19 protein-coding genes are annotated in these 21,763 nt (G+C 54.8%); 6 read left to right on the top strand and 13 right to left on the bottom strand.

Features of this window, described 5'->3' with window-relative positions:
* Nucleotide 1 precedes the first annotated feature (1 nt).
* The 5 genes from ACMYSP_RS07240 to ACMYSP_RS07220 form a co-directional block, all read right to left on the bottom strand.
* Nucleotides 2-820: a sugar phosphate isomerase/epimerase family protein gene (locus ACMYSP_RS07240; protein WP_434586165.1), complete on the bottom strand. Its 819-nt coding sequence runs from the start codon at nt 818-820 to the stop codon at nt 2-4.
* A gap of 80 nt (nt 821-900) precedes the next feature.
* Nucleotides 901-2,589: an FAD-dependent oxidoreductase gene (locus tag ACMYSP_RS07235; RefSeq protein WP_434586164.1), complete on the bottom strand. Its 1,689-nt coding sequence runs from the start codon at nt 2,587-2,589 to the stop codon at nt 901-903.
* 10 nt (nt 2,590-2,599) lie between these two features.
* Nucleotides 2,600-2,920, bottom strand: a complete 321-nt coding sequence (locus ACMYSP_RS07230) for an NIPSNAP family protein (protein ID WP_434586163.1) — start codon at nt 2,918-2,920, stop codon at nt 2,600-2,602.
* A complete protein-coding gene (locus ACMYSP_RS07225) occupies nt 2,910-4,610 on the bottom strand; it encodes an FAD-dependent oxidoreductase (protein WP_434586162.1) in 1,701 nt (566 codons plus the stop codon). Before ACMYSP_RS07225 ends, ACMYSP_RS07230 begins: the two co-directional genes overlap by 11 nt.
* Nucleotides 4,607-5,428 carry a shikimate dehydrogenase family protein gene (locus tag ACMYSP_RS07220; protein WP_434586161.1) on the bottom strand — a complete coding sequence of 274 codons (822 nt, stop codon included), beginning with the start codon at nt 5,426-5,428 and terminating at the stop codon, nt 4,607-4,609. The genes ACMYSP_RS07225 and ACMYSP_RS07220 overlap by 4 nt, the downstream gene beginning before the upstream one ends.
* Nucleotides 5,429-5,580: 152 nt before the next feature.
* Here ACMYSP_RS07220 and ACMYSP_RS07215 point away from each other — a divergent pair, with 152 nt between their 5' ends.
* Entirely contained in the window at nt 5,581-6,339 is a 759-nt protein-coding gene (locus ACMYSP_RS07215; RefSeq protein WP_434586160.1) for an IclR family transcriptional regulator domain-containing protein, read from the top strand.
* Nucleotides 6,340-6,398: 59 nt separating this feature from the next.
* Here ACMYSP_RS07215 and ACMYSP_RS07210 read toward each other — a convergent pair whose 3' ends face one another.
* The 8 genes from ACMYSP_RS07210 to ACMYSP_RS07175 all read right to left on the bottom strand — a co-directional run bounded on the left by ACMYSP_RS07210 (nt 6,399) and on the right by ACMYSP_RS07175 (nt 14,401).
* Nucleotides 6,399-6,731: a hypothetical protein gene (locus ACMYSP_RS07210; RefSeq protein ID WP_434586159.1), complete on the bottom strand. Its 333-nt coding sequence runs from the start codon at nt 6,729-6,731 to the stop codon at nt 6,399-6,401.
* Between the two features lie 304 nt (nt 6,732-7,035).
* Nucleotides 7,036-7,923, bottom strand: coding sequence for a heme o synthase (cyoE, locus tag ACMYSP_RS07205; RefSeq protein ID WP_123755692.1), 888 nt, complete (start codon nt 7,921-7,923; stop codon nt 7,036-7,038).
* A gap of 11 nt (nt 7,924-7,934) precedes the next feature.
* Nucleotides 7,935-8,264, bottom strand: coding sequence for a cytochrome o ubiquinol oxidase subunit IV (locus ACMYSP_RS07200; protein WP_132728431.1), 330 nt, complete (start codon nt 8,262-8,264; stop codon nt 7,935-7,937).
* Nucleotides 8,264-8,875 carry a cytochrome o ubiquinol oxidase subunit III gene (locus ACMYSP_RS07195; RefSeq protein ID WP_434586158.1) on the bottom strand — a complete coding sequence of 204 codons (612 nt, stop codon included), beginning with the start codon at nt 8,873-8,875 and terminating at the stop codon, nt 8,264-8,266. Before ACMYSP_RS07195 ends, ACMYSP_RS07200 begins: the two co-directional genes overlap by 1 nt.
* Nucleotides 8,865-10,856, bottom strand: coding sequence for a cytochrome o ubiquinol oxidase subunit I (cyoB, locus tag ACMYSP_RS07190; protein WP_434586157.1), 1,992 nt, complete (start codon nt 10,854-10,856; stop codon nt 8,865-8,867). Before cyoB ends, ACMYSP_RS07195 begins: the two co-directional genes overlap by 11 nt.
* Before the next feature lie 19 nt (nt 10,857-10,875).
* The gene (gene cyoA, locus ACMYSP_RS07185) at nt 10,876-11,823 is read right to left on the bottom strand and encodes a cytochrome o ubiquinol oxidase subunit II (RefSeq protein WP_123755695.1); all 948 of its coding nucleotides are present in this window, start codon (nt 11,821-11,823) and stop codon (nt 10,876-10,878) included.
* Nucleotides 11,824-12,302: 479 nt separating this feature from the next.
* Nucleotides 12,303-13,778 carry a muropeptide MFS transporter AmpG gene (ampG, locus tag ACMYSP_RS07180; RefSeq protein ID WP_434586155.1) on the bottom strand — a complete coding sequence of 492 codons (1,476 nt, stop codon included), beginning with the start codon at nt 13,776-13,778 and terminating at the stop codon, nt 12,303-12,305.
* A gap of 44 nt (nt 13,779-13,822) precedes the next feature.
* Nucleotides 13,823-14,401 (bottom strand): lipoprotein, encoded by a 579-nt coding sequence (locus ACMYSP_RS07175; RefSeq protein ID WP_434587033.1) that lies wholly within the window; start codon nt 14,399-14,401, stop codon nt 13,823-13,825.
* 369 nt (nt 14,402-14,770) lie between these two features.
* Here ACMYSP_RS07175 and bolA point away from each other — a divergent pair, with 369 nt between their 5' ends.
* From bolA to lon, 5 genes are all read left to right on the top strand, one after another.
* On the top strand, nt 14,771-15,088 hold the full coding sequence (gene bolA, locus ACMYSP_RS07170; protein WP_123755697.1) for a transcriptional regulator BolA: 318 nt from the start codon (nt 14,771-14,773) through the stop codon (nt 15,086-15,088).
* A gap of 346 nt (nt 15,089-15,434) precedes the next feature.
* Entirely contained in the window at nt 15,435-16,733 is a 1,299-nt protein-coding gene (gene tig / locus ACMYSP_RS07165; protein WP_434586154.1) for a trigger factor, read from the top strand.
* 358 nt (nt 16,734-17,091) lie between these two features.
* The gene (clpP, locus tag ACMYSP_RS07160; RefSeq protein WP_123755699.1) at nt 17,092-17,715 is read left to right on the top strand and encodes an ATP-dependent Clp endopeptidase proteolytic subunit ClpP; all 624 of its coding nucleotides are present in this window, start codon (nt 17,092-17,094) and stop codon (nt 17,713-17,715) included.
* 132 nt (nt 17,716-17,847) lie between these two features.
* Nucleotides 17,848-19,122 carry an ATP-dependent protease ATP-binding subunit ClpX gene (gene clpX, locus ACMYSP_RS07155; protein WP_123755700.1) on the top strand — a complete coding sequence of 425 codons (1,275 nt, stop codon included), beginning with the start codon at nt 17,848-17,850 and terminating at the stop codon, nt 19,120-19,122.
* A gap of 184 nt (nt 19,123-19,306) precedes the next feature.
* Complete coding sequence (lon, locus tag ACMYSP_RS07150; RefSeq protein WP_434586153.1) at nt 19,307-21,661, top strand: endopeptidase La; 2,355 nt, start codon at nt 19,307-19,309, stop codon at nt 21,659-21,661.
* The last annotated feature ends 102 nt before the right edge of the window (nt 21,662-21,763 follow it).

Below are 21,763 nucleotides of genomic sequence, written 5' to 3'. Positions count from 1 at the left end.
CTTATGCGCAGGGACGCAGGTATGCCTGCGCGGCGTTGAACAGTAACTGTGCGCGGGTGAGGGCAGGCAATGCGCCCTGGTCACCACTTAACGGCACTTCCAGCGATACCGGCAAGGTGGTCGGCAGCGCGGACATCAGACCGTGCAGATCCAGTCCGCCTTCGCCTGGGACGTTGCGTGCGGACCGCGCCTGGCGGATTAACTCTTGTTCGTTATCGGGGATCTGCGCTGGGGCATCGCACAGCTGCATATAGTTGAGGCATGACGGCGGCAGGGTGGCGAGGCTGGAGAGCGACTCTCCGGCGCGCCAGAAATGGATCGCGTCAACCAGAATACCGACGTCCGAACGCCCGCTGGCGGCAATCAGCCGTTGGGCATCGGCGAGGGTGCGTAATTGGGTCCACGGCATTGGCTCCAGATTCATGGTTAACCCGTAGGGCTGGCCCGCTTCTGCGAGCGCGGCAAGGTTCTGCCCACTGCGCGTCAGGTTGTCGTCGTTGCCGGCCACCAGCACCTGGCGGGCCCCAAGCCGCGCGGCGGTTTCGAGAAAACAGTTCAGCCGTGCGTCGAGCGCAAAGTCGTGAGTCAGTCGCAGGATTTCAACGTCCGACACCTGGATACCGGTCTCCATTAACGCCGCCAGCGTGCTGCGCACGGTGGCGGTATCGCCGAGCATATCGTAGTCAGGATCGGTCGGCGTGGCGGGAAGCAGGCGCAGGCCGACGTGGGTAAAACCGGTTTTTGCCGCGATCCGCACCTGTTCCGGGGGCGGAACGTCGAGCACGGTGAGGGCGGCGAGTGACAGGGTACGCATGTTCATAGAAGACTCCGGTACAGTTACAGGTGATTGTTGTTATGTGTACTGCCGTCCCTGGTAAGGTGCTGTTTATTAAGTTGTTTTTATTGTTTTTGCTGCCAGTTTTTACCGACCAGATAGCCAAAGGTCATCGCCGGGCCGAGGGTGATACCGCCGCTGGGGTAGTAACCCTGCATCACGCTCGACATATCGTTACCAATGGCATACAGGCCTGAAATGGGTTGCTGCTGCGCATCGAGAACCCGTGCCTGTTCATCGGTTTTCAGCCCGCTAAACGAGCCCAGTGAACCGGGCAGAATACGCACGGCATAAAACGGGGCCTGGGTCAGCGGCCCGAGCGTCGGATGATGCGGATGGCTGGCATCGCCCTGCGCCCGGTTGTAGGCCGAGGCACCGCGTTGAAACTCCGGGTCTTCGCCTTGGGTGGCAAAAGTATTAAAGCGGGCCACCGTGGCGGTCAGTTGCCCGGCATCAATGGCGCATTGCTCCGCCAGCCCGGCCAGCGTATCCGCCGTGCGGAGATAGCCCGTGCGCAGCCAAGCCTTCGGTGAAAAGGGATATGGCCGCGCATGGCCCAGCCCGTAACGGCGCAGGGCCCGACTGTCGGCGATAAGCCACGCGTGTGGCTGTTCACCTACGGGGGTGGCGGCCAGCAGCGCGGCGATAAAGTCATGATAAGAGTCGGCTTCATTGGTGAAGCGCGTGCCGTCGGGCAGGACGGCGATAAACCCCGGTTTCGCCCGTTCGACCAGATGCGGGAAGACCAGCTGCAGCCCGCTGGCGAGGGTCACCCGGGAGACCGGCGCCCAGGCCATAGCATGATGCAGCGTAGTGTCGAACTGACCGCCGACCGACTCCCCGAGGCGAATCCCCTCGCCCTGATTGCCCGGCGGGGCGGCGGAGAAGTGGCCATAACCATCCGCGGCGTGCGGAACATGCTGCGCCAGACGCTGGCGATCGTGAGGGAACCCGCCGCAGGCAAGGATCACCTTGCTGGCGTGAACCGTCATCTCACCGTCATCAGTACGCAGCACCGCACCGTTGACGCCGTCAGCGGTGGTCAGCAGTCGCACCACCGGTGCATTCAACATCATGGTGACGCCGGCATCGAGCGCTGAGCGCAGCAGACGCGCCATCAGTGCGTTGCCGTTAACCAGATGCTGCCCGCGCCCGGCGCGCAACCGTTGCCAACCGTGGCGCAGCAGACGCCGGGTGGCATACAGCGCCGATCGTGGTGAACGAGTCGCGTTAAAAAAGTGCGCCATATCGGCGCCGCCGGCGATGCCCATGCCGGCAAGACTGATGGTTTCCAGCGGCGGGCGCAGGCGATGCAGCCAGTCGCCCAGCAGGCGTCCGTCGTAGGGTTGCGCCGTCACCGAGCGTCCGCCCTGAGCGTAGCCCGGCGAAGCGTGAAAGTCGGGCATTTTGCTACCGGAGAGGAACTGCACCGCGGTATGGCGGCGGAAGAAGTCAATCATCTCCGGGCCATACTGCAGGAAGTTGAGCAGGCGGGCATCGGCGGGCTGTCCGCCCATTTCATGCTGTAAATAGGTCAACGGTGCGTCGTCATCCTCGTGAATACCCTCTTCACGGGCCAGCGGATTATGCGGGATCCACAGCCAGCCGCCCGACCAGGCGCTGGTGCCGCCAATCACCGACTCCTTTTCCGCCAGCAGCACGCTGGCACCGTTGAGGGCAGCGGTTACCGCGGCAGCAAGTCCCGCGGCACCGGAGCCAACGACCAGCACATCCACCTTTTTATGCCCGCTCATCTCCGGCCCCTTATTGCAGTGGTGAAAAATCAACGGGGCGCAGCAGCACCGACTCCAGCCGCTCAACGGCTGCCAGTTCACGGTTTTTGCGCGAGAAGGTCAGCCAACGATCGTCCTGCGCCATGCGCCCGCGGCGAACCAGGCGATCGTCGAGGCTCTCGTAAGCCCAGATATGCACCACCTGATTGACCACGCCGATTTCGGTGAAGAAAAAGCCGATCAGGGTGCCCAGGTGCTCGGTCTGTACGGCGTAGGCATCGCTTTTGTACAGCGCCAGCCAGTCGGCCATTTTTAACGGGTTAATGGTGTAGGTGCGTTTTTCATAGATCATGATGTTCTCCTGTTGATGATGAGGTGTGGTGCGCCATATGGCGGGCTGAAAGGTAGCCGAAGGTCAGCGCCGGGCCGAGCGTGATCCCGGGGCCGGGATAGGTTCCCGCCATCATGGAATCCATATCGTTGCCGACGGCATAAAGGCCGGGGATCGGCTGGTTGTGCTGATTGACGACCTGGGCATTTTCGGTAGTGACCAGACCGCGTGAAGTGCCCAAATCGCCGGTGTACAGGGTGATGGCATAAAACGGAGCGTTGACCAGCGGTGCGTTACAGGCGTTGGGCTGGTGCCCCGGATCGCCCATCGCCCGGTTATAGCTGTTGCCGCCTTTGGCGAATTCCGGGTCCTGACCCTGGGCGGCGTCGCGGTTGTAACGGGCGACGGTATCGACCAGGGTTTGTGCGTCGATCCCTAACTGCTGCGCCAGCCCGGCAAGCGACTCCGCTTTATGCAGGTAACCGGCTTTTACCAGCGCGTCGTTGTTGACCGGGGCCGGGCGCGCCAGGCCCAGCCCGTAGCGTTTCATCGCCTGGGCATCGCCAATCAGGAAGCATGGGGCATTGTCGGGATGGCTTTGCATGGCGCTGGCAAAGTGGTGATACGAGTTCGATTCATTGACGAAGCGTTTCCCACGCTGGTTGACGGCGATGACGCCCGGCTTGGCCCGGTCGGTGACCAGGTGCGGGAAACGTTCTTCGCGACCGTCGGCGTGGCGCAGCACCGAGACCGGCGCCCAGAAAAAGTTAGAGGGTAGATCGGCGCCTTCCTGCGCGTTGACCGTGCTGGCGAGACGCAATGCGGCCCCGTCGTTGGCGGCGGGCGACATGGAGTAATGCTCGCGGGTATGCGGGCGGTATTGCGCCGCCAGTTGCCCGGCGGCAAACCCGCCGGCGGCCAGCACCACACCACGGCGAGCCAGCAGCGTCTCCTGTTGCCCGTTGTGCTCAATGGTGACACCGGTGACGGCACCATCTTGCTCCACCAGGGACAGGACGTTGATGTTCAGGCGCAGCGTCATGCCTTTGCGCAGTGCCACCGTCGCCATGCGGGCAATCAGTGCGTTGCCCATCGCCAGGCGGGTGCCGCGATGATGTTTGAGGCGGTCGCGGCCGTAGCGCAGCAGCAGCTTTGTGCAGTGCGATAACGAGCGTAGCGAGCGGCGCATATCGAGGAAATGCTGAATATCAACGCGGTTCACCATCATGCCGCCAAACAACAGCATGCCCGGCGGCGGCGCGCGGAGATCGCGAAAGCGCTCGCCGAGCAGGCGGCCGTCATACTCGACCACTTCCAGCGCGCGTCCGCTATCGACCGCGCCGGGTTCATCAGGGTAATAGTCCGGCGAGAGTGGGCGCAGGCTGTACTTTACTGCGCCCTCTTGTTCGAGATAGGCCAGCGCCTCGCGACCGGAAGCAACAAACGCTTCGACGAACTCCGGGCGGTAATGCTGCTCACCGATAATGGTCTTCAGATAGGTTTTGATCTCCTCACCGGTGCCGCTTTTCCCCTGTGCCCGCGCCTGGTCGGTATCGTTGATCCACACTGCGCCGCCGGAAATGGCCGAGGTGCCACCAAACTGTGGCGCTTTTTCCAGCATCAGCACCGACAGCCCCTGGCAGCAGGCGGTGACGGCGGCAGCAAACCCGCCGGCGCCACTGCCGATGACAATCACGTCCCAGTTGTTCATGCCGCGGCTCCTTGCGCCTGCGGGATCGCGCCGATGAACTGCCCCATCAGCTGCATTTGCGCCAGCGCCATTTCCGGCCCGGTCTGGACTATGCAACCGCGGGCCTTGGCAAAGGTCAGCAGGGGCGTCATCACCGGGGCGGTGACGACGTCGGCGACGTGAGTTGTCGCGTCGAGTGTTTCCAGCAGGGGCTGCGGCAGCGGCAGCGGATCGAAATTGGCCATTCCCGCCGGAGAACCGTTCACCAGCAAATCAATGCCGCTCAGGGTGTCGGGCAGGGAAGTGAGGAGCACCTCAGGGAAGTGGGTCGCGAGGCGGTTATGCAGCAGCTGTAAGGTGTCCGGGTTCTGGTCGTGCAGCGCCAGCTGGCGGATGCCGGCTTCGCACAACCCCCATGCAATAGCGCTCCCGACGCCGCCGCAGCCGGAAAGCAGCGCGCTTTTTCCCGCAGCCTGAAAACCGTGAGCGTCAGCGGCAAGGGCGAAGCCAACGCCGTCCAGCATATCGCCCTGCAGACGGCCATCCGCCAGCTTGCGTACCACATTGACGGCGTTGAGGTGACGGGCGCGGGGCGTGAGCTCATCAACCAGCGCGGCGGCGCGCTGTTTGTGCGGCACGGTAACCAGTACGCCGCTCATGTTTTGCCAGCCGCGCAGCGCCTGCAGATAGTCAGCCACCGACTCGGGGGCGATATCCACCGGGATCATCACGCTGTCCATCTGCTGGTCAGCGAAATAGCGGTTGAAGTTCTCCGGCGATTTTACCTGGGTAATCGGATGGCCGATAACGGCGACGACCTGCGTGAATCCACTGACCATTTCAAACCTCATTTGTTAAATGAATGTTGTGAAAGTATTTCAGTGGAACCTGAGAGCGACAACGCAGAATTCGGACGTATTGGTTGTTAATCGCACCACCACTGCGATAATCGCAGTGAATCGATGTCAATGTTGCAGAAATGTGAGCCAATATGCAAAACACCATCCATCCACGTGATTTGATTGTCGGCCTGCAAAAGGGGCTGGCATTGATCCAGCTTTTTTCCAAAGATTTCCCCCGACTTAGCGTGCCTCAGGCGGCGAAAATGAGCGGCCTGACCCAGAGTGCCGCCCGGCGTTTTCTACTGACCTTACTCCACGAGCGTTATCTGCAGACCGATGGCCGTTACTATTGGCTGACGCCGAAAGCGCTGCGTTTGGGGCAGGCCTATGTTGATTCGGCGCAGTTTCCGCGGATGGTGCGACCGATCGTGGAGTACATTGCCAGCCGGACGGAGGAACACGCTTCGGTGGGGGTGATTGATGAAGATGAGCTGGTGTATATCGCGCGCAGCAAACATACCCCGTTTAACTCGACATCGGTGAGGTTAGGGGAGCGGGTACCGATATTTTGTACCGCCGGGGGACGACTGTGGCTGGCCTCGTTACCGGAAGAGGAGTGTGAAGCAATTCTGCAGCGGAGCAAACGTGAACAACGCACACCCTATACGGTGACGGATGTGCCGACGCTGATGGAACGGATTGCGGCGGTACGGCGTCAGGGTTATGCAACCATCGAACAAGAGTTTGAAATTGGCATGCTGGTGCTGGCGGTACCGTTATCCGACAGGGAAGGGGCCTACTGGGGGGCGTTGAGCCTGACTTCGCATCAGTCACGGACTTCTCTTGAGGCGCTGTGTCGTGACCATCTCGACTTGCTTTACAGCGCGCAGGCGATGCTGGTGGGCTAAGCATTACGCTTACAGCAAATGAGGTAAAAAATGGGCAGGTTGTTAACCTGCCCGGGGTATTACGCGACAGAGACGGTAATAAAGTTGTTCCAGTCATTCCCTGCATTAGTCACGAAAGTGGACCAGCTGTTTGATGCCGTGCTGACAAAGGTGTTCCAGTTGTCATGTCCGGCGGAAACAAAGGTGTTCCAGTTAGACTGACCGTTAAGAAAATTGCCGAATTCCCCTACGCTGCTCACCACGAAAGTGGCGAAAGATGTTCCTGATGTGGCGGTAAAATCCGCGAACCCACGCGCGGAGTTGACTACAAAGTTTGTAAAGCCAGAAGCCGCGTTCACCAGATTAAAACCACCAGAAACGTATTCCATTTCGCTAATAGTTAACTCTTTCATTTATATTCCTTTATTTAACGGATCGTGTATTTAACGGACCCTGATAGGTGAGCAATGCGCTCACAACGGAAGACTAACATCGTGGCAAAATATTAGGCGGGTGTGGATGTTGATTTTTTCATCATTTTTACATGAACATTTCAGCGAAAAATTCATACTGGTCTTCATAAATATGAAATTATATTGGTGATTTCTTGCCTGAAGTGAACACGATTCGAGTAGGGGAGGGCGTTCAGGGGGATGAATAAAAAAACAGCCCCCGGTCTTGCGAGCGGGGGCTGCTGAGCGATGACTTAATGCATTCTTATCTGACGTAGGCCAGCAGACTGTGTGAATCAGGCACCATAAAGTCGACGGACATCATAACCGACAGGGCGGTAATGGCGACGATGGAAAAGACGAACAGCTTACGCGCCCAGACTTTATCATCCGCCACTTTGTAACCGCGCAGGGCCATGCCCAGCCACCAGACGCTCACCGCGGCTGCCACGACCAGGTATTTATACCCGGCGTAACCGCCCAGAGAGAGCATCAGCGTGGCGACGGCAAAGGCCACGATGTACAGCGTGATGTGGTTTTTCGCCACGGAGATGCCTTTCACTACCGGCAGGACCGGAATGTTCGCCGCCTGATAATCCTTGAAGCGGAAAATCGCGATGGCGTAAGAGTGAGGCATCTGCCAGAGGCTGAAGATCGCCAGCAGAATCGCCGCGCCACTGTCAAAATTACCGGTGACCGCACAGTAGCCAATCACCGGCGGCGCTGCGCCGGAGAGTGAGCCAATCAGCGTGCCGTAAACGGAGTGGCGTTTCATGTACAGGCTGTAGACGCCGACATAAACCACGAACCCCATCACCCCCAGCCAGCAGGCCAGTGGATTAGCGCCGAACCACAGGAGCATAAAGCCAGCAATACCCAGCAAGGTGGCGTATACCAGCGAAACTGGTGGCGAGATCAACCCTTTGACCAGCACCCGGTTTTTCGTCCGTTCCATCTTACGATCGATGTCACGGTCGATGTAGTTGTTGAATACACAACCCGAGGCGACCACCAGGGACACTCCAAGGAGTGTCCATGCAAACAGCGGATAGTCGATGTGGCCTTTGGAGGCCAAAAGGAAACCGCCGATCACGGAGATCAGGTTGCCAAAAATGATGCCAGGTTTCGTGACTTGCAGGTATTGCTTAAACATACTCGCCGCTCTTAGTGCATCATCATGTTGTAGTTCAGGTTCCACATAATCCAGATGGAGCCTACCACTACGATTGCAATGATGATTACGGTGAAGATAAATGCGGTCAGGTTCCAACCCTCGTCAGACTTGCTGTTCATGTGCAGGAAGTACACCAGGTGTACGACAATCTGCACAACAGCAGTGACCAGGATGGTCCCCAGAATAGCCGCATGCGATGCGGAGCCACTCATGACCATCGCAAACGGAATCACCGTCAGAATGATCGACAGGACGAAGCCTGTCATGTAGCTCTTTACGCTGCCGTGAGAAGCGCCGTTATGATCGCTAGAATGACTCATTACATTGCCCCCATCAGATAAACAACCGAGAACACGCAGATCCACACTACGTCCAGGAAGTGCCAGAACAGACTCAGGCACATGATACGGGTGCGGTTAGTTGGGGTCAGGCCGCGACGAGAAACCTGTACCATCAGAACTGCCATCCAGATCAGACCGGAAGTCACGTGCAGACCGTGGGTACCAACCAGCGCGAAGAACGCTGACAGGAAGCCGCTACGATCCGGGCCCATACCTTCAACAATCAGGTGATGGAATTCATAGATTTCCATCGCGATGAACCCTGCCCCGAAGAGGAAGGTCAGCGCCAGCCAGGAAACAACCTGGCTCTTGTTGTTTTTGTACATGGCGATAGCCGCCATGCCGTAGGTGATGGAGCTGAACAGCAGCAGCGCGGTTTCAACCAGTACGAACGGCAGTTCGAAAATATCTTTGCCGGTCGGTCCGCCCGCCGTGCCGTTCACCAGAACGGCATAGGTAGCAAACAACGTGGCGAAGATAATGCAGTCGCTCATCAGGTAGATCCAGAAACCGAAGACTTTCATCGGTCCTGTATCATGGTGCCCGTGTTCGTGCGCGTGGGCGTTATGCGCAAGAGTATCAGTTGCCATTTTTCAGCCCTGCTTTGTTAATCTCGTCGAAATGCTGATTTTCCAGTTTCTCGACTACTGCAACCGGCACGTAGTAATCCACGTCCTCGTCAAAGCTCTTAATAATCCAGGTCACCAGGATGCCGACGAAGCTTGCAATCGCCAACCACCAGATGTGCCAGATCATTGCGAAACCAAACACCGTTGCGAAGGCGGCAATAACGATGCCCGCGCCGCTGTTTTTCGGCATGTGAATTTCTTCATAGCCGGCTGGTTTCTTGTACGCTTCGCCTTTTTCTTTCATTTCCCAGAACGCATCACGCTCGTGAATCTGCGGAACGATGGCGAAGTTGTAGAACGGCGGAGGAGAAGAGGTCGCCCACTCCAGCGTACGGCCGCCCCATGGGTCACCGGTCAGGTCACGGTTCTGATCGCGGTCGCGGATAGAAACGTAGAACTGAATCAGCTGGCACAGGATACCGCAGGCAATCAGCGCTGCACCACAAGCTGCGACAACCAGCATCGGGTGGAACTGCGGGTCAATCTGCTGGCTCAGGCGACGGGTCATACCCATGAAGCCCAGCACGTACAGCGGCATAAATGCAACGAAGAAGCCGATGATCCACAGCCAGAACGCGCGTTTACCCCAGGTTTCGTTCAGGGTAAAGCCGAAGGCTTTTGGCCACCAGTAGGTCAGGCCAGCGAAGCAACCAAATACCACACCACCGATAATAACGTTATGGAAGTGGGCAATCAGGAACAGGCTGTTGTGCAGAACGAAGTCTGCGCCCGGTACCGCCAGCAGTACGCCGGTCATACCACCTACTGAGAAGGTCACGATAAAGCCAATCGTCCACAGCATTGCGGAGTTGAAGACGATACGACCCTGATACATGGTAAACAGCCAGTTGAAGATCTTCACCCCGGTCGGGATGGCGATAATCATAGTGGTAATACCGAAGAAGGCGTTTACGTTTGCGCCAGCACCCATGGTGAAGAAGTGGTGCAGCCAGACGATGAACGACAGGACGGTAATACACACGGTTGCCCACACCAGCGAGGTGTAGCCAAACAGACGTTTACGCGAGAAGGTTGCAGCGATTTCGGAGAAGACACCGAATACCGGCAGAACCAGGATATACACTTCCGGATGGCCCCAGGCCCAAATCAGGTTGATGTACATCATCATGTTGCCACCCATATCGTTGGTAAAGAAATGGGTGCCCAGATAGCGATCCAGGGTCAGCAGCGCGATGGTGACGGTCAGAATTGGGAAGGAGGCGATAATCAGGATGTTGGCGCACAGAGATGCCCAGGTAAATACCGGCATCTTGAACATCGTCATGCCAGGGGCACGCATCTTGATAATCGTCACGAAGAAGTTAATACCGGTCAGCGTAGTACCAATACCGGAGAGCTGAAGTGCCCAGATCCAGTAATCGACCCCGACACCCGGGCTGTACTCAATTCCCGACAGCGGCGGATAGGCCAGCCAACCGGTCTGTGCGAACTCACCGACGCCCAGAGACAGGTTAACCAGAATCACACCGACAACGGTGAACCAGAAGCTCAGGTTGTTGAGGAACGGGAAGGCTACGTCGCGCGCACCGATCTGCAGCGGAACCACGAGGTTCATCAGACCGATAACAAACGGCATCGCTACGAAGAAGATCATGATAACGCCGTGGGCGGTAAAGATCTGGTCGTAGTGGTGAGGCGGCAGGAATCCTGCTTCCCCGGCCGAGGCCAGCACCTGCTGGCTACGCATCATAACGGCGTCAGCAAAGCCACGCAGCAACATCACGATTGCTACGATGACATACATGATACCAAGTCGTTTGTGGTCAACCGAAGTCAGCCACTCATTCCAAAGGTAGGACCACTTACCGAAGTAAGTGATTGCCGCCAGAAGCGCCAGTCCCCCGATGATAATCGCAGCCACCGTAACCACAATAATGGGTTCATGGTAGGGCACTGCATCCAGTGTAAGTTTTCCGAACATCGTTTTCTTCCTCGGCCCCTTAGTGAGCGGTTTCCGCGTGGCTCATGTCCATGCCTTCCATTCCTTCGTGCGCTGCGTGCTCGCCTTCCGGGTGGGACATCTCCATGCTCTTACCGTGAGACATAAATTTGTTAACAACATCTTTGAACAAATCAGGTTTCACGTCAGAGAAGTATTCCACTTTGTTGTATTCGCTAGGCGCAGCCAGTTTGTCGAAGGTCGCCATGGAATCCATTGCGTTCGATGACTGTTTTGCTTTCGCTACCCACTGATCGAAGGTTGCACGATCCGGCGTGGCGATAGCTTTGAACTTCATACCTGAGAAGCCCGGGCCGCTATAGCTTGCGGAGATACCGTCATAAGTACCAGCTTCGTTCGCGATCAGGTGCAGCTGAGTCTGCATCCCGGCCATTGCGTAAATCTGGCTGCCTAAACGTGGGATAAAGAACGAGTTCATCACGGAGTTGGAGGTTACTTTAAAGTGTACCGGTACGTTCGCCGGGAAGGCGATTTCGTTGACGGTAGCAATACCCTGTTCCGGATAAATAAAGAACCATTTCCAGTCCATCGAAACGACTTCGATGACGATCGGTTTCTCTTCGTGAGCAAGCGGTTTGCTTGGCTCAAGCGCGTGCGTGGTTTTCCAGGTCAGAACGGCCAGGAACAGGATAATCAGAATAGGAACCGTCCAGACCACCGCTTCAACTTTGTTGGAGTGTGACCAGTTCGGGCTATACTTCGCATCTTTATTGCTCGCACGATACTTCCAGGCAAATCCTACTGCCATTAAGACGGCGGGAATAACGACAATCATCATCAGGCCAAAGGCCGTCAGGATCAAAGAACGTTGCTCCAGTCCAATCTGTCCTTTTGGGTCAAGGAGCGCAGAATCACAACCACTGAGTAATACAGTACCTGCGATTAATGACATCCATCCCAAACTTTTATTGTATTTCCTAAGTCTCATTGAACGACCTCAATTCCACGGAATCTGGTGGCGCTTAAAGTGTACGGGCATTTTACGGGAAGGTTGCATTACTGTAAACATGATTGGAGCAGTGTCAGTTCCGTGTTAGTGGGTTCTGCTTGCTTTGTCACATATGTAACTGAGTATGACGACATCGCTTGCAAAGCCCGATATACGTAGGATCTACGAAGAAAGCGATAAAAATGGATGGGTTTATAGATGAATGGGTATAACCATCAGTAAAATAGAACAAATGATTAACAATTAATTATCAAATAAAAGACATTGGGCAGGGAAAATATTAAACCACTTTTGCTGAATCGGTTAAATTATTTAATGTTTTGAATAAAAGTTGTCAATAATTTCCGAAAATGTTAAGCGCACAAAACAACAAATGAAAAATGGAAAATATAGGATCGTTAATAAACCGTTATAATTACGTTGAGTAACTACAACGGTTTATTAGGCAGACCTGTACATTAAATCAGCGCCGTCTTGCGTAATGCCAGATAATCGAGAAGGCTGCCGAGCAGGATGCCGCCGACGGCTGTCAGCGCCGCCACTTCCAGCAAGCCTGGCAGGAATGAAAATGCGGTGAAATCCAGCGCATTCAGCACCAATAGCAGCAGCCATATTCCCAACATCAATGTTCCGAGGGCGAGGATCAGCAGCGCCAGCCTGTAGGTCTGCGCGTATTCCGTGCGCGGCAAGAAGGTTCCGCTGCGTTGGGTGTGTTCGAGTGTGCTGCGACACAACAGCAGCAGCAGGATACCGGGCACTGCCGCAAATACTGAGAACAGATAAAACGTTGGCCAGCCGTGGGCTTCAACAAACCAGCCGGCAATCGGCCCAACATAGACACGCCCGACTGCTGACAGCGCTGACAAGAGGGCAAACTGAGTGGCGGAAAAAGATTTATTGCACAGCGTCATTAATAGCGCGACAAACGCCGCTGTTCCCATGCCGCCGCACAGGTTTTCGAAAAAGACCGCCGTCGCCATCGAGTACAGATGTTTGTCTGTTATCGATAGCAGCCAGTAACCGGCATTTGATACGCCCTGTAGGATCCCGAAAATGAGCAGGGCGCGGAACAGGGTAAGGCGTTGCATTAATATGCCGCCGTACAGCGCGCCGACGATCGTGGCGAACAGACCCAGCGTTTTATTTACCATCCCGACTTCGCCAGCATCGAAACCGACGCCGCGGATCAGGAAGGTCGTGGTCAGACTCATGGCGAAAGCGTCGCCGAGCTTATAAAGGACGATCAACAACAGAATCAGCCAGGCGTTGTTGCGTCCGAAGAAATCGCGCAACGGCTCCGCGACAGCCTGCTCGAGGCTCCTCGGGACCGGAATAACGTCGCTCGGCTCCGGTGCCAGCAACGTGGCAATAATGCAGGGGATCAGCAGCGCGGCCATCAGCCAGTACATGCCCTGCCAGCCCAGCCAGCGATCGGCCAGCCACAGCGCCAGTCCGCCAGAAACCAGCATCCCTAAGCGATAGCCCAGTACGCTAATCGCTGCGCCGGTACCACGCTCTTCTGCCGGAAGAATATCGGTTTTCCAGGCGTCGAAGACAATATCCTGGGACGCAGAACAGAAGGCGATAACCACCGCCAGGGCAGCCATCCAGCGCAACTGAGTCGCGGGCTCAAGGAATCCCATCGCCGCAATGGCAATCAACAGCAGGCATTGTGTGGTCAGGAGCCAGCCGCGGCGCCGGCCAAGGAACGGCGGTGTGTAGCGGTCCATTAAGGGCGACCAGAGAAACTTAAAGACGTAAGCCTGGCCAACAAGAGAGAAGAAGCCGATGGTTTTCAGATCGATATTTTCAACCGTCATCCACGCCTGGAGCGTGCCTGAGGTCAAAGCAAGCGGTAAACCAGAAGCAAAACCGAGAATCAGCAGGATAGCTGATTTAGGCTGCTGAAAAATGCGTAAATAATGATTAGACATGGCTTATAGCGTAAACCCGGCGCGAGGCCGGGTTTACCAACAGATTAACGTGCGTTTTGCTTGATGAAATCGTGAATGCTGGTGTCCTGCGCCATATCGGCGATGGTATCGGTCAGGACGCTGTTGACAGCATTAGCAATGTTCTGGTTAGAGGCCTGGAAGGCACCTTCAACAGAATAGCTGGCGCGATAATTTTTGGTCATCTTAGTGCCGTTAGCGGCGGTAGCGATAATCGCAATATCGGCCTTGGTGGCGATGTTGTAACGCACGTTACCCTGGGAGACATCGGCATACAGTTTGTTGACGATGATCTGCAGGTCAACGGCACCGTTCGGTCCGATCATATAACCGCGAGCGGTCATTTGTTTTTCAAGCACTTCCTGCAGCAGGAAACGCAGATCGCGGGAGGCGGTCAGTGTGACCTGCTGGTTATCGCGCGTCACTTTTGCCAGCGCCTGGTCCGGACGCTGGTCAGCGCCGTTAATGCTGACGGTTACGCCCATCAGGCTCGGATCCTGCTGTGGCAGGCTCATTTTCGGCGATACATCAATGGTGGTCGGTGGCGTAGCGCATCCTGCCAGCATAAACAGCGCGACCAAAGGAAAAAGAATTTTCTTAAACATGTTCAGGGTCTCAACGCAGGGGGTGGTTTTACTCGTCATATTTGATGCTACAGGGGCGTTAGCGGCTGTTGCTGTAGTTCAAGCTATGTCGGGTAATTGAGAAAGATTCCCGCCATCATAACATTGCCAACGGCGAGGGGAAGTGGCAACGCATGTAATTTCATCGCGTTGTCTGTTTTATGACCTTTACCCATTTTTATCGCGATCCTGGCGGGCGTTCTGGCGTCAACAGTGAGTAAACTAAATACTTTTGAATGAAAATATAAGAAGAATGCTAATTTTTTGTTGTTTTCCCCTAATGGAAGCGGTAAAAGCGGCTAACATTTAAAAGGAATGGCGGCATCTCAGCGTTGTCGGAGGAGAAAATTCATGATGATACGTGAGCAGATCGAAGCAAAACTTAGAGCAGCGTTCGACCCGGTGTATCTCGAAGTCGTGGATGAAAGCTATCGCCACAATGTGCCTGCGGGTTCTGAAAGTCATTTTAAAGTGGTGTTGGTTAGCGATCGTTTTACCGGCGAGCGTTTCCTTAATCGTCACCGGATGATTTACGGTACGTTGACCGAGGAACTGTCGAGCACCGTGCACGCGCTGGCGTTGCATACCTATACGATTAAAGAGTGGGAAGGGCTTCAGGACACCATCTTTGCGTCTCCTCCTTGTCGCGGAGCAGGAAGCATCGCCTAGAAATCGCATTTGCAACTGCCGGAGCTTTTCCAGTATGTTGCGTGAAGATTTATCCAAAAACGGCCTACGGGCCGTTTTGTTTTGCCTGAAAATGTGCTCAGTGGGCACTTTTTAAGGCAAATTTGCGCGGGAATTGTGAAAAATGCCGCAGCAGTGGGCGACAACCGTTCTCGACTCACAAAAGTGATGCCGCTATAATGCCGCGTCTTATATTATGAATGTCTTCGGGATGATTCTGACGACAGGGAATGTGTTTCTGATTTGAAGAGGGCATCCCGGTTCTGCGAAGCCACTGACACGCGCTTCCAGAGTTGACCGAGCACTGTGATTTTTTTGAGGTAACAAGATGCAAGTTTCAGTTGAAACCACTCAGGGCCTTGGGCGCCGTGTAACGATTACTATCGCCGCTGACAGCATCGAGAATGCTGTCAAAAGCGAGCTGGTCAACGTGGCGAAAAAAGTTCGCATTGACGGCTTCCGTAAAGGGAAAGTGCCGATGAATGTTGTTGCTCAGCGTTATGGCGCATCCGTTCGCCAGGACGTGCTGGGTGACCTGATGAGCCGTCATTTCGTTGACGCTATCATCAAAGAGAAAATCAATCCGGCCGGTGCGCCGAACTACGTTCCAGGCGAATACAAGCTGGGTGAAGACTTCACCTACGCGGTAGAATTCGAAGTTTACCCGGAAGTTGAACTGCAGGGTCTGGAAGCAATCGAAGTTGAAAAACCGGTTGTTGAAGTGACCGAAGCTGACGTCGACACCATGCTGGACACCCTGCGTAAGCAGCAGGCTAACTGGAAAGACAAAGACGGCGCTGTTGATGCAGAAGATCGCGTCACCGTTGATTTCACCGGTTCTGTTGACGGCGAAGAGTTCGAAGGCGGCAAAGCGACTGACTTCGTACTGGCAATGGGCCAGGGCCGTATGATCCCAGGCTTTGAAGACGGCATCAAAGGTCACAAAGCTGGCGAAGAATTCACTATCGACGTGACCTTCCCGGAAGAATACCACGCAGAAAACCTGAAAGGTAAAGCAGCTAAATTCGTCATCAACCTGAAAAAAGTTGAAGAACGTGAACTGCCGGAACTGACTGCTGAATTCATCAAACGTTTTGGCGTTGAAGATGGTTCCGTAGAAGGTCTGCGCGCTGAAGTGCGTAAAAACATGGATCGCGAGCTGAAAGGCGCCGTGCGTAACCGCGTGAAGTCTCAGGCTATCGAAGGTCTGGTCAAGGCTAACGACATCGATGTCCCGGCTGCACTGATCGACAGCGAAATCGACGTTCTGCGTCGTCAGGCTGCTCAGCGTTTTGGTGGCAACGAGAACCAGGCGCTGGAACTGCCGCGCGAACTGTTTGAAGAGCAGGCTAAACGCCGCGTTGTTGTTGGTCTGCTGCTGGGCGAAGTTATTCGTACCAACGAGCTGAAAGCTGACGAAGAGCGCGTTAAAGGCCTGATCGAAGAGATGGCTTCCGCTTACGAAGATCCGAAAGAAGTTGTTGAGTTCTACAGCAAAAACAAAGAACTGATGGACAACATGCGTAACGTTGCGCTGGAAGAGCAGGCTGTTGAAGCCGTTCTGGCAAAAGCCAAAGTGTCTGAAAAAGCCACTACCTTCAACGAACTGATGAACCAGCAGGCGTAATTTCGCCTACCAGGTTTAACGTTCAGGTAAAACCCGTTGCCGAGAGGCGCGGGTTTTTTTTATCGCAACGATAGCCTCAGGATGAGTGTGAAAACGCGATATCAATGATAGCGTTACGACAAAAGCTTGTTATGCTTGAATTATGATTGCATCGTCCCCATTACGAGGAGACGAAACTGCACATGTGGAATCATGCATAATGACGACACGTGATTTCCCAGAATTGTTCAGGTTGCCGGCATTCGTCTGATATCCAGCTAATTTGAGCGATGACGGGTAGAAGGCTCTGGCTGATAATCCGTCCATAAGGTTACAATCAGTGCGGCAGGTTTATTCAAATTTTATCCAGGAGACGGAAATGTCATACAGTGGCGAACGAGATAACTTTGCACCCCATATGGCCCTGGTGCCGATGGTCATTGAACAGACCTCGCGCGGTGAACGTTCTTTTGATATCTATTCCCGTCTGCTCAAGGAACGCGTCATCTTTCTGACCGGCCAGGTAGAAGACCACATGGCGAACCTGATTGTGGCGCAGATGCTTTTTCTGGAAGCAGAAAACCCGGAAAAAGACATTTATTTATACATTAACTCTCCGGGCGGGGTGATCACCGCCGGGATGTCGATTTACGACACCATGCAGTTCATCAAGCCTGACGTGAGCACCATTTGTATGGGCCAGGCGTGTTCAATGGGCGCCTTCCTGTTAACCGCAGGGGCAAAAGGCAAGCGTTTCTGCCTGCCGAACTCTCGCGTCATGATCCACCAGCCGCTGGGCGGCTATCAGGGTCAGGCGACGGATATCGAGATTCACGCCCGTGAGATCCTGAAAGTGAAGGGTCGGATGAATGAACTGATGGCACACCATACGGGTAAATCCCTGGAGCAGATTGAGACCGACACCGAGCGTGATCGTTTCCTTTCCGCCTCTGAAGCGGTGGAATACGGCCTGGTCGATTCCATTTTGACCCATCGTAATTGATGCCCCTGGCGTGAGGGTGCCGCTATACTTGTCTGGAGTAAGGCGGCACAACGCTGATGAGCGGCTTGCGCCTGAGAATGGCATTTGCGTCGTCGTGTGCGGCACAAAGAACTTAATAAGAGGTTTGGACTCATGACAGATAAACGCAAAGATGGTTCGGGCAAACTGTTGTATTGCTCTTTTTGCGGCAAAAGCCAGCATGAAGTGCGTAAGCTGATCGCCGGGCCATCCGTGTATATCTGCGACGAATGCGTTGACTTATGTAACGACATCATTCGCGAAGAGATTAAAGAAGTTGCGCCGCATCGCGAGCGCAGTGCGCTGCCGACGCCGCACGAAATTCGCCACCATCTGGACGATTACGTTATCGGTCAGGAACCGGCGAAAAAGGTGCTGGCCGTCGCGGTCTACAACCACTACAAACGTCTGCGCAATGGTGACACCAGCAACGGCGTTGAGCTGGGTAAAAGTAACATTCTGCTGATCGGGCCGACTGGCTCCGGTAAAACGCTGCTGGCCGAAACGCTGGCGCGCCTGCTGGATGTTCCGTTTACGATGGCGGACGCCACCACCCTGACTGAAGCCGGTTACGTGGGTGAAGACGTCGAAAACATCATTCAAAAACTGTTGCAGAAATGCGACTACGACGTGCAGAAAGCACAGCGCGGTATCGTGTATATCGATGAAATCGACAAGATTTCTCGTAAATCCGATAACCCGTCGATCACCCGTGATGTATCAGGGGAAGGCGTGCAGCAGGCGCTGCTGAAGCTGATCGAAGGTACCGTGGCTGCTGTGCCGCCGCAGGGTGGCCGCAAGCATCCGCAGCAGGAATTCTTGCAGGTTGATACCTCCAAGATTCTGTTTATCTGCGGCGGGGCGTTTGCCGGTCTGGATAAGGTCATCTCCCACCGCGTTGAAACCGGCTCAGGTATTGGTTTCGGCGCGACGGTGAAGGCGAAATCCGACAAAGCCAGCGAAGGCGAGCTGCTGTCCCAGGTTGAGCCGGAAGATCTGATCAAATTTGGTCTGATTCCGGAGTTTATCGGCCGTCTGCCGGTCGTAGCGACCCTGAACGAGCTGAGCGAGGACGCGCTGATCCAGATCCTGAAAGAGCCGAAGAATGCCCTGACCAAACAGTATCAGGCATTGTTCAATCTGGAAGGTGCGGAGCTGGAGTTCCGTGATGAAGCGTTGGATGCGATCGCTAAAAAAGCGATGGCGCGTAAAACCGGTGCCCGTGGCCTGCGTTCAATCGTTGAAGCTGCACTGCTGGATACCATGTACGATCTGCCGTCGATGGATGACGTCGAAAAAGTGGTGATTGACGCTTCGGTGATTGATGGCCAAAGCAAGCCGCTGCTGATCTACGGTAAACCGGAAGCACAACAAGCATCTGGTGAATAATTCACCAAATTGCTCAAGCAGTTAACCAAAAAGGGGGGATTTTATCTCCCCTTTTATTTTTCCTGCATTCCTGCCGTTGAATGTGTGGAATACATCCCCATATACTGGTTTACATATTAACAGCGTCGCGATGGAAGGTCGTGCCGCTGGCTACCTGGCGGACTTTAAACTAAGAGAGAGCTCTATGAATCCTGAGCGTTCTGAACGCATTGAAATCCCCGTATTGCCGTTGCGCGATGTGGTGGTTTATCCGCACATGGTCATACCCCTGTTTGTAGGGCGGGAAAAATCTATCCGTTGTCTTGAAGCGGCTATGGACCATGATAAAAAAATCATGCTGGTTGCGCAGAAAGAAGCTTCGACGGATGAGCCGGGTGTAAATGATCTTTTCACCGTCGGGACCGTGGCGTCAATTTTACAGATGTTGAAGCTGCCTGATGGCACCGTCAAAGTGCTGGTTGAAGGCCTGCAGCGCGCGCGTATTTCTGCGTTATCTGACAACGGCGAGCATTTCTCTGCTAAAGCGGAGTATCTCGAATCGCCAGCAATCGAAGAGCGCGAGCAGGAAGTACTGGTGCGCACCGCGATTAGTCAGTTTGAAGGCTACATCAAGCTGAACAAAAAAATCCCGCCAGAAGTGCTGACGTCGCTCAACAGCATCGACGATCCTGCACGCCTGGCCGACACCATCGCTGCCCACATGCCTCTGAAGCTGGCTGATAAGCAGTCCGTCCTCGAGATGTCCGACATCAACGAACGTCTGGAATATCTGATGGCGATGATGGAATCGGAAATCGATCTGCTGCAGGTTGAGAAGCGTATTCGCAACCGTGTGAAAAAACAGATGGAGAAATCTCAGCGTGAGTATTATCTGAATGAGCAGATGAAGGCCATCCAGAAAGAGCTCGGCGAGATGGACGATGCCCCGGACGAGAACGAAGCGCTGAAGCGTAAGATCGACGCGGCGAAAATGCCGAAAGAGGCAAAAGAAAAAACCGAAGCGGAACTGCAAAAACTGAAGATGATGTCACCGATGTCGGCGGAAGCGACCGTCGTACGTGGCTATATCGACTGGATGGTGCAGGTGCCGTGGAATGCGCGCAGCAAAGTCAAAAAAGATCTGCGTCAGGCTCAGGAAGTCCTCGATACTGACCATTACGGCCTTGAGCGCGTGAAGGATCGTATCCTTGAGTATCTTGCAGTGCAGAGCCGCGTGAACAAGCTCAAAGGGCCAATTCTGTGCCTGGTAGGGCCGCCGGGGGTGGGTAAGACCTCTCTGGGCCAATCTATCGCCAAAGCCACCGGACGTAAGTACGTGCGTATGGCGCTGGGCGGCGTGCGTGATGAAGCGGAAATTCGCGGCCATCGTCGTACCTACATTGGCTCCATGCCGGGCAAATTGATCCAGAAAATGGCGAAAGTGGGCGTTAAAAACCCGCTGTTCCTGCTTGATGAGATCGATAAAATGTCTTCTGACATGCGCGGCGATCCGGCTTCGGCGCTGCTGGAGGTGTTGGATCCAGAACAAAACGTGGCCTTTAACGACCATTATCTGGAAGTGGACTACGACCTCAGCGATGTCATGTTCGTGGCAACCTCTAACTCCATGAACATTCCAGCACCGCTGCTGGATCGTATGGAAGTGATTCGTCTGTCCGGTTACACCGAAGATGAAAAACTGAACATTGCCAAACGCCACCTGCTGTCAAAACAGATTGAGCGTAATGCGCTGAAAAAAGGCGAGCTGACCGTTGAGGACAGCGCGATTGTCGGGATTATTCGTTACTACACCCGTGAAGCTGGCGTGCGTGGACTGGAGCGTGAAATCTCCAAACTGTGCCGTAAAGCGGTGAAACAGCTGCTGCTGGATAAGTCCCTGAAGCACATCACGATTAATGGCGAAAACCTGCATGATTTCCTCGGCGTACAGCGCTACGACTACGGTCGTGCGGATAGCGAAAATCGTGTTGGCCAGGTTACCGGTCTGGCGTGGACGGAAGTGGGCGGCGATCTGCTGACCATTGAAACCGCCTGCGTGCCGGGTAAAGGCAAGCTGACCTACACCGGTTCGTTGGGTGAAGTGATGCAAGAGTCTATTCAGGCGGCGTTGACGGTGGTGCGTTCTCGTGCGGATAAACTGGGTATTAACTCGGATTTCTACGAAAAACGCGACATTCACGTCCACGTTCCTGAAGGGGCAACGCCGAAAGATGGTCCGAGTGCCGGTATTGCCATGTGCACCGCGCTGGTCTCCTGCCTGACCGGGAATCCGGTACGCGCCGATGTCGCGATGACCGGGGAAATTACCCTGCGTGGCCAGGTGCTGCCGATCGGTGGTCTGAAGGAAAAACTGCTGGCAGCGCATCGCGGTGGCATTAAGACTGTTCTGATTCCTGATGAAAATAAACGCGATCTGGAAGAAATTCCTGACAACGTTATCGCTGATTTAAACATTCATCCGGTGAAACGAATCGAAGAAGTTCTGACACTTGCGTTGCAGAATGAGCCTTTTGGCATGCAGATCGTCACCACAAAATAGTGATTTCGCGCAAATAGCGTTAAGAAAAGTGGGGCTGGGAAGTAAAATCGTACTTGCCAGCCTTTTTTTGTATAGCTAACTTAGATCGCTGGCAGGGGGTCA

It is taken from the genome of Klebsiella sp. R390 (genome assembly GCF_051131745.1).
Lineage (GTDB): Bacteria > Pseudomonadota > Gammaproteobacteria > Enterobacterales > Enterobacteriaceae > Klebsiella.
This window is presented reverse-complemented; position numbering and strand designations above follow the sequence as displayed.

What these genes read in the sequence shown, in the direction of transcription:
- ACMYSP_RS07240 (WP_434586165.1), bottom strand. Translation starts at nt 820, where the DNA reads ATGAACATGCGTACCCTGTCACTCGCCGCCCTCACCGTGCTCGACGTT.
- ACMYSP_RS07235 (WP_434586164.1), bottom strand. Translation starts at nt 2,589, where the DNA reads ATGAGCGGGCATAAAAAGGTGGATGTGCTGGTCGTTGGCTCCGGTGCC.
- ACMYSP_RS07230 (WP_434586163.1), bottom strand. Translation starts at nt 2,920, where the DNA reads ATGATCTATGAAAAACGCACCTACACCATTAACCCGTTAAAAATGGCC.
- ACMYSP_RS07225 (WP_434586162.1), bottom strand. Translation starts at nt 4,610, where the DNA reads ATGAACAACTGGGACGTGATTGTCATCGGCAGTGGCGCCGGCGGGTTT.
- ACMYSP_RS07220 (WP_434586161.1), bottom strand. Translation starts at nt 5,428, where the DNA reads ATGGTCAGTGGATTCACGCAGGTCGTCGCCGTTATCGGCCATCCGATT.
- ACMYSP_RS07215 (WP_434586160.1), top strand. Translation starts at nt 5,581, where the DNA reads ATGCAAAACACCATCCATCCACGTGATTTGATTGTCGGCCTGCAAAAG.
- ACMYSP_RS07210 (WP_434586159.1), bottom strand. Translation starts at nt 6,731, where the DNA reads ATGAAAGAGTTAACTATTAGCGAAATGGAATACGTTTCTGGTGGTTTT.
- cyoE (WP_123755692.1), bottom strand. Translation starts at nt 7,923, where the DNA reads ATGTTTAAGCAATACCTGCAAGTCACGAAACCTGGCATCATTTTTGGC.
- ACMYSP_RS07200 (WP_132728431.1), bottom strand. Translation starts at nt 8,264, where the DNA reads ATGAGTCATTCTAGCGATCATAACGGCGCTTCTCACGGCAGCGTAAAG.
- ACMYSP_RS07195 (WP_434586158.1), bottom strand. Translation starts at nt 8,875, where the DNA reads ATGGCAACTGATACTCTTGCGCATAACGCCCACGCGCACGAACACGGG.
- cyoB (WP_434586157.1), bottom strand. Translation starts at nt 10,856, where the DNA reads ATGTTCGGAAAACTTACACTGGATGCAGTGCCCTACCATGAACCCATT.
- cyoA (WP_123755695.1), bottom strand. Translation starts at nt 11,823, where the DNA reads ATGAGACTTAGGAAATACAATAAAAGTTTGGGATGGATGTCATTAATC.
- ampG (WP_434586155.1), bottom strand. Translation starts at nt 13,778, where the DNA reads ATGTCTAATCATTATTTACGCATTTTTCAGCAGCCTAAATCAGCTATC.
- ACMYSP_RS07175 (WP_434587033.1), bottom strand. Translation starts at nt 14,401, where the DNA reads ATGTTTAAGAAAATTCTTTTTCCTTTGGTCGCGCTGTTTATGCTGGCA.
- bolA (WP_123755697.1), top strand. Translation starts at nt 14,771, where the DNA reads ATGATGATACGTGAGCAGATCGAAGCAAAACTTAGAGCAGCGTTCGAC.
- tig (WP_434586154.1), top strand. Translation starts at nt 15,435, where the DNA reads ATGCAAGTTTCAGTTGAAACCACTCAGGGCCTTGGGCGCCGTGTAACG.
- clpP (WP_123755699.1), top strand. Translation starts at nt 17,092, where the DNA reads ATGTCATACAGTGGCGAACGAGATAACTTTGCACCCCATATGGCCCTG.
- clpX (WP_123755700.1), top strand. Translation starts at nt 17,848, where the DNA reads ATGACAGATAAACGCAAAGATGGTTCGGGCAAACTGTTGTATTGCTCT.
- lon (WP_434586153.1), top strand. Translation starts at nt 19,307, where the DNA reads ATGAATCCTGAGCGTTCTGAACGCATTGAAATCCCCGTATTGCCGTTG.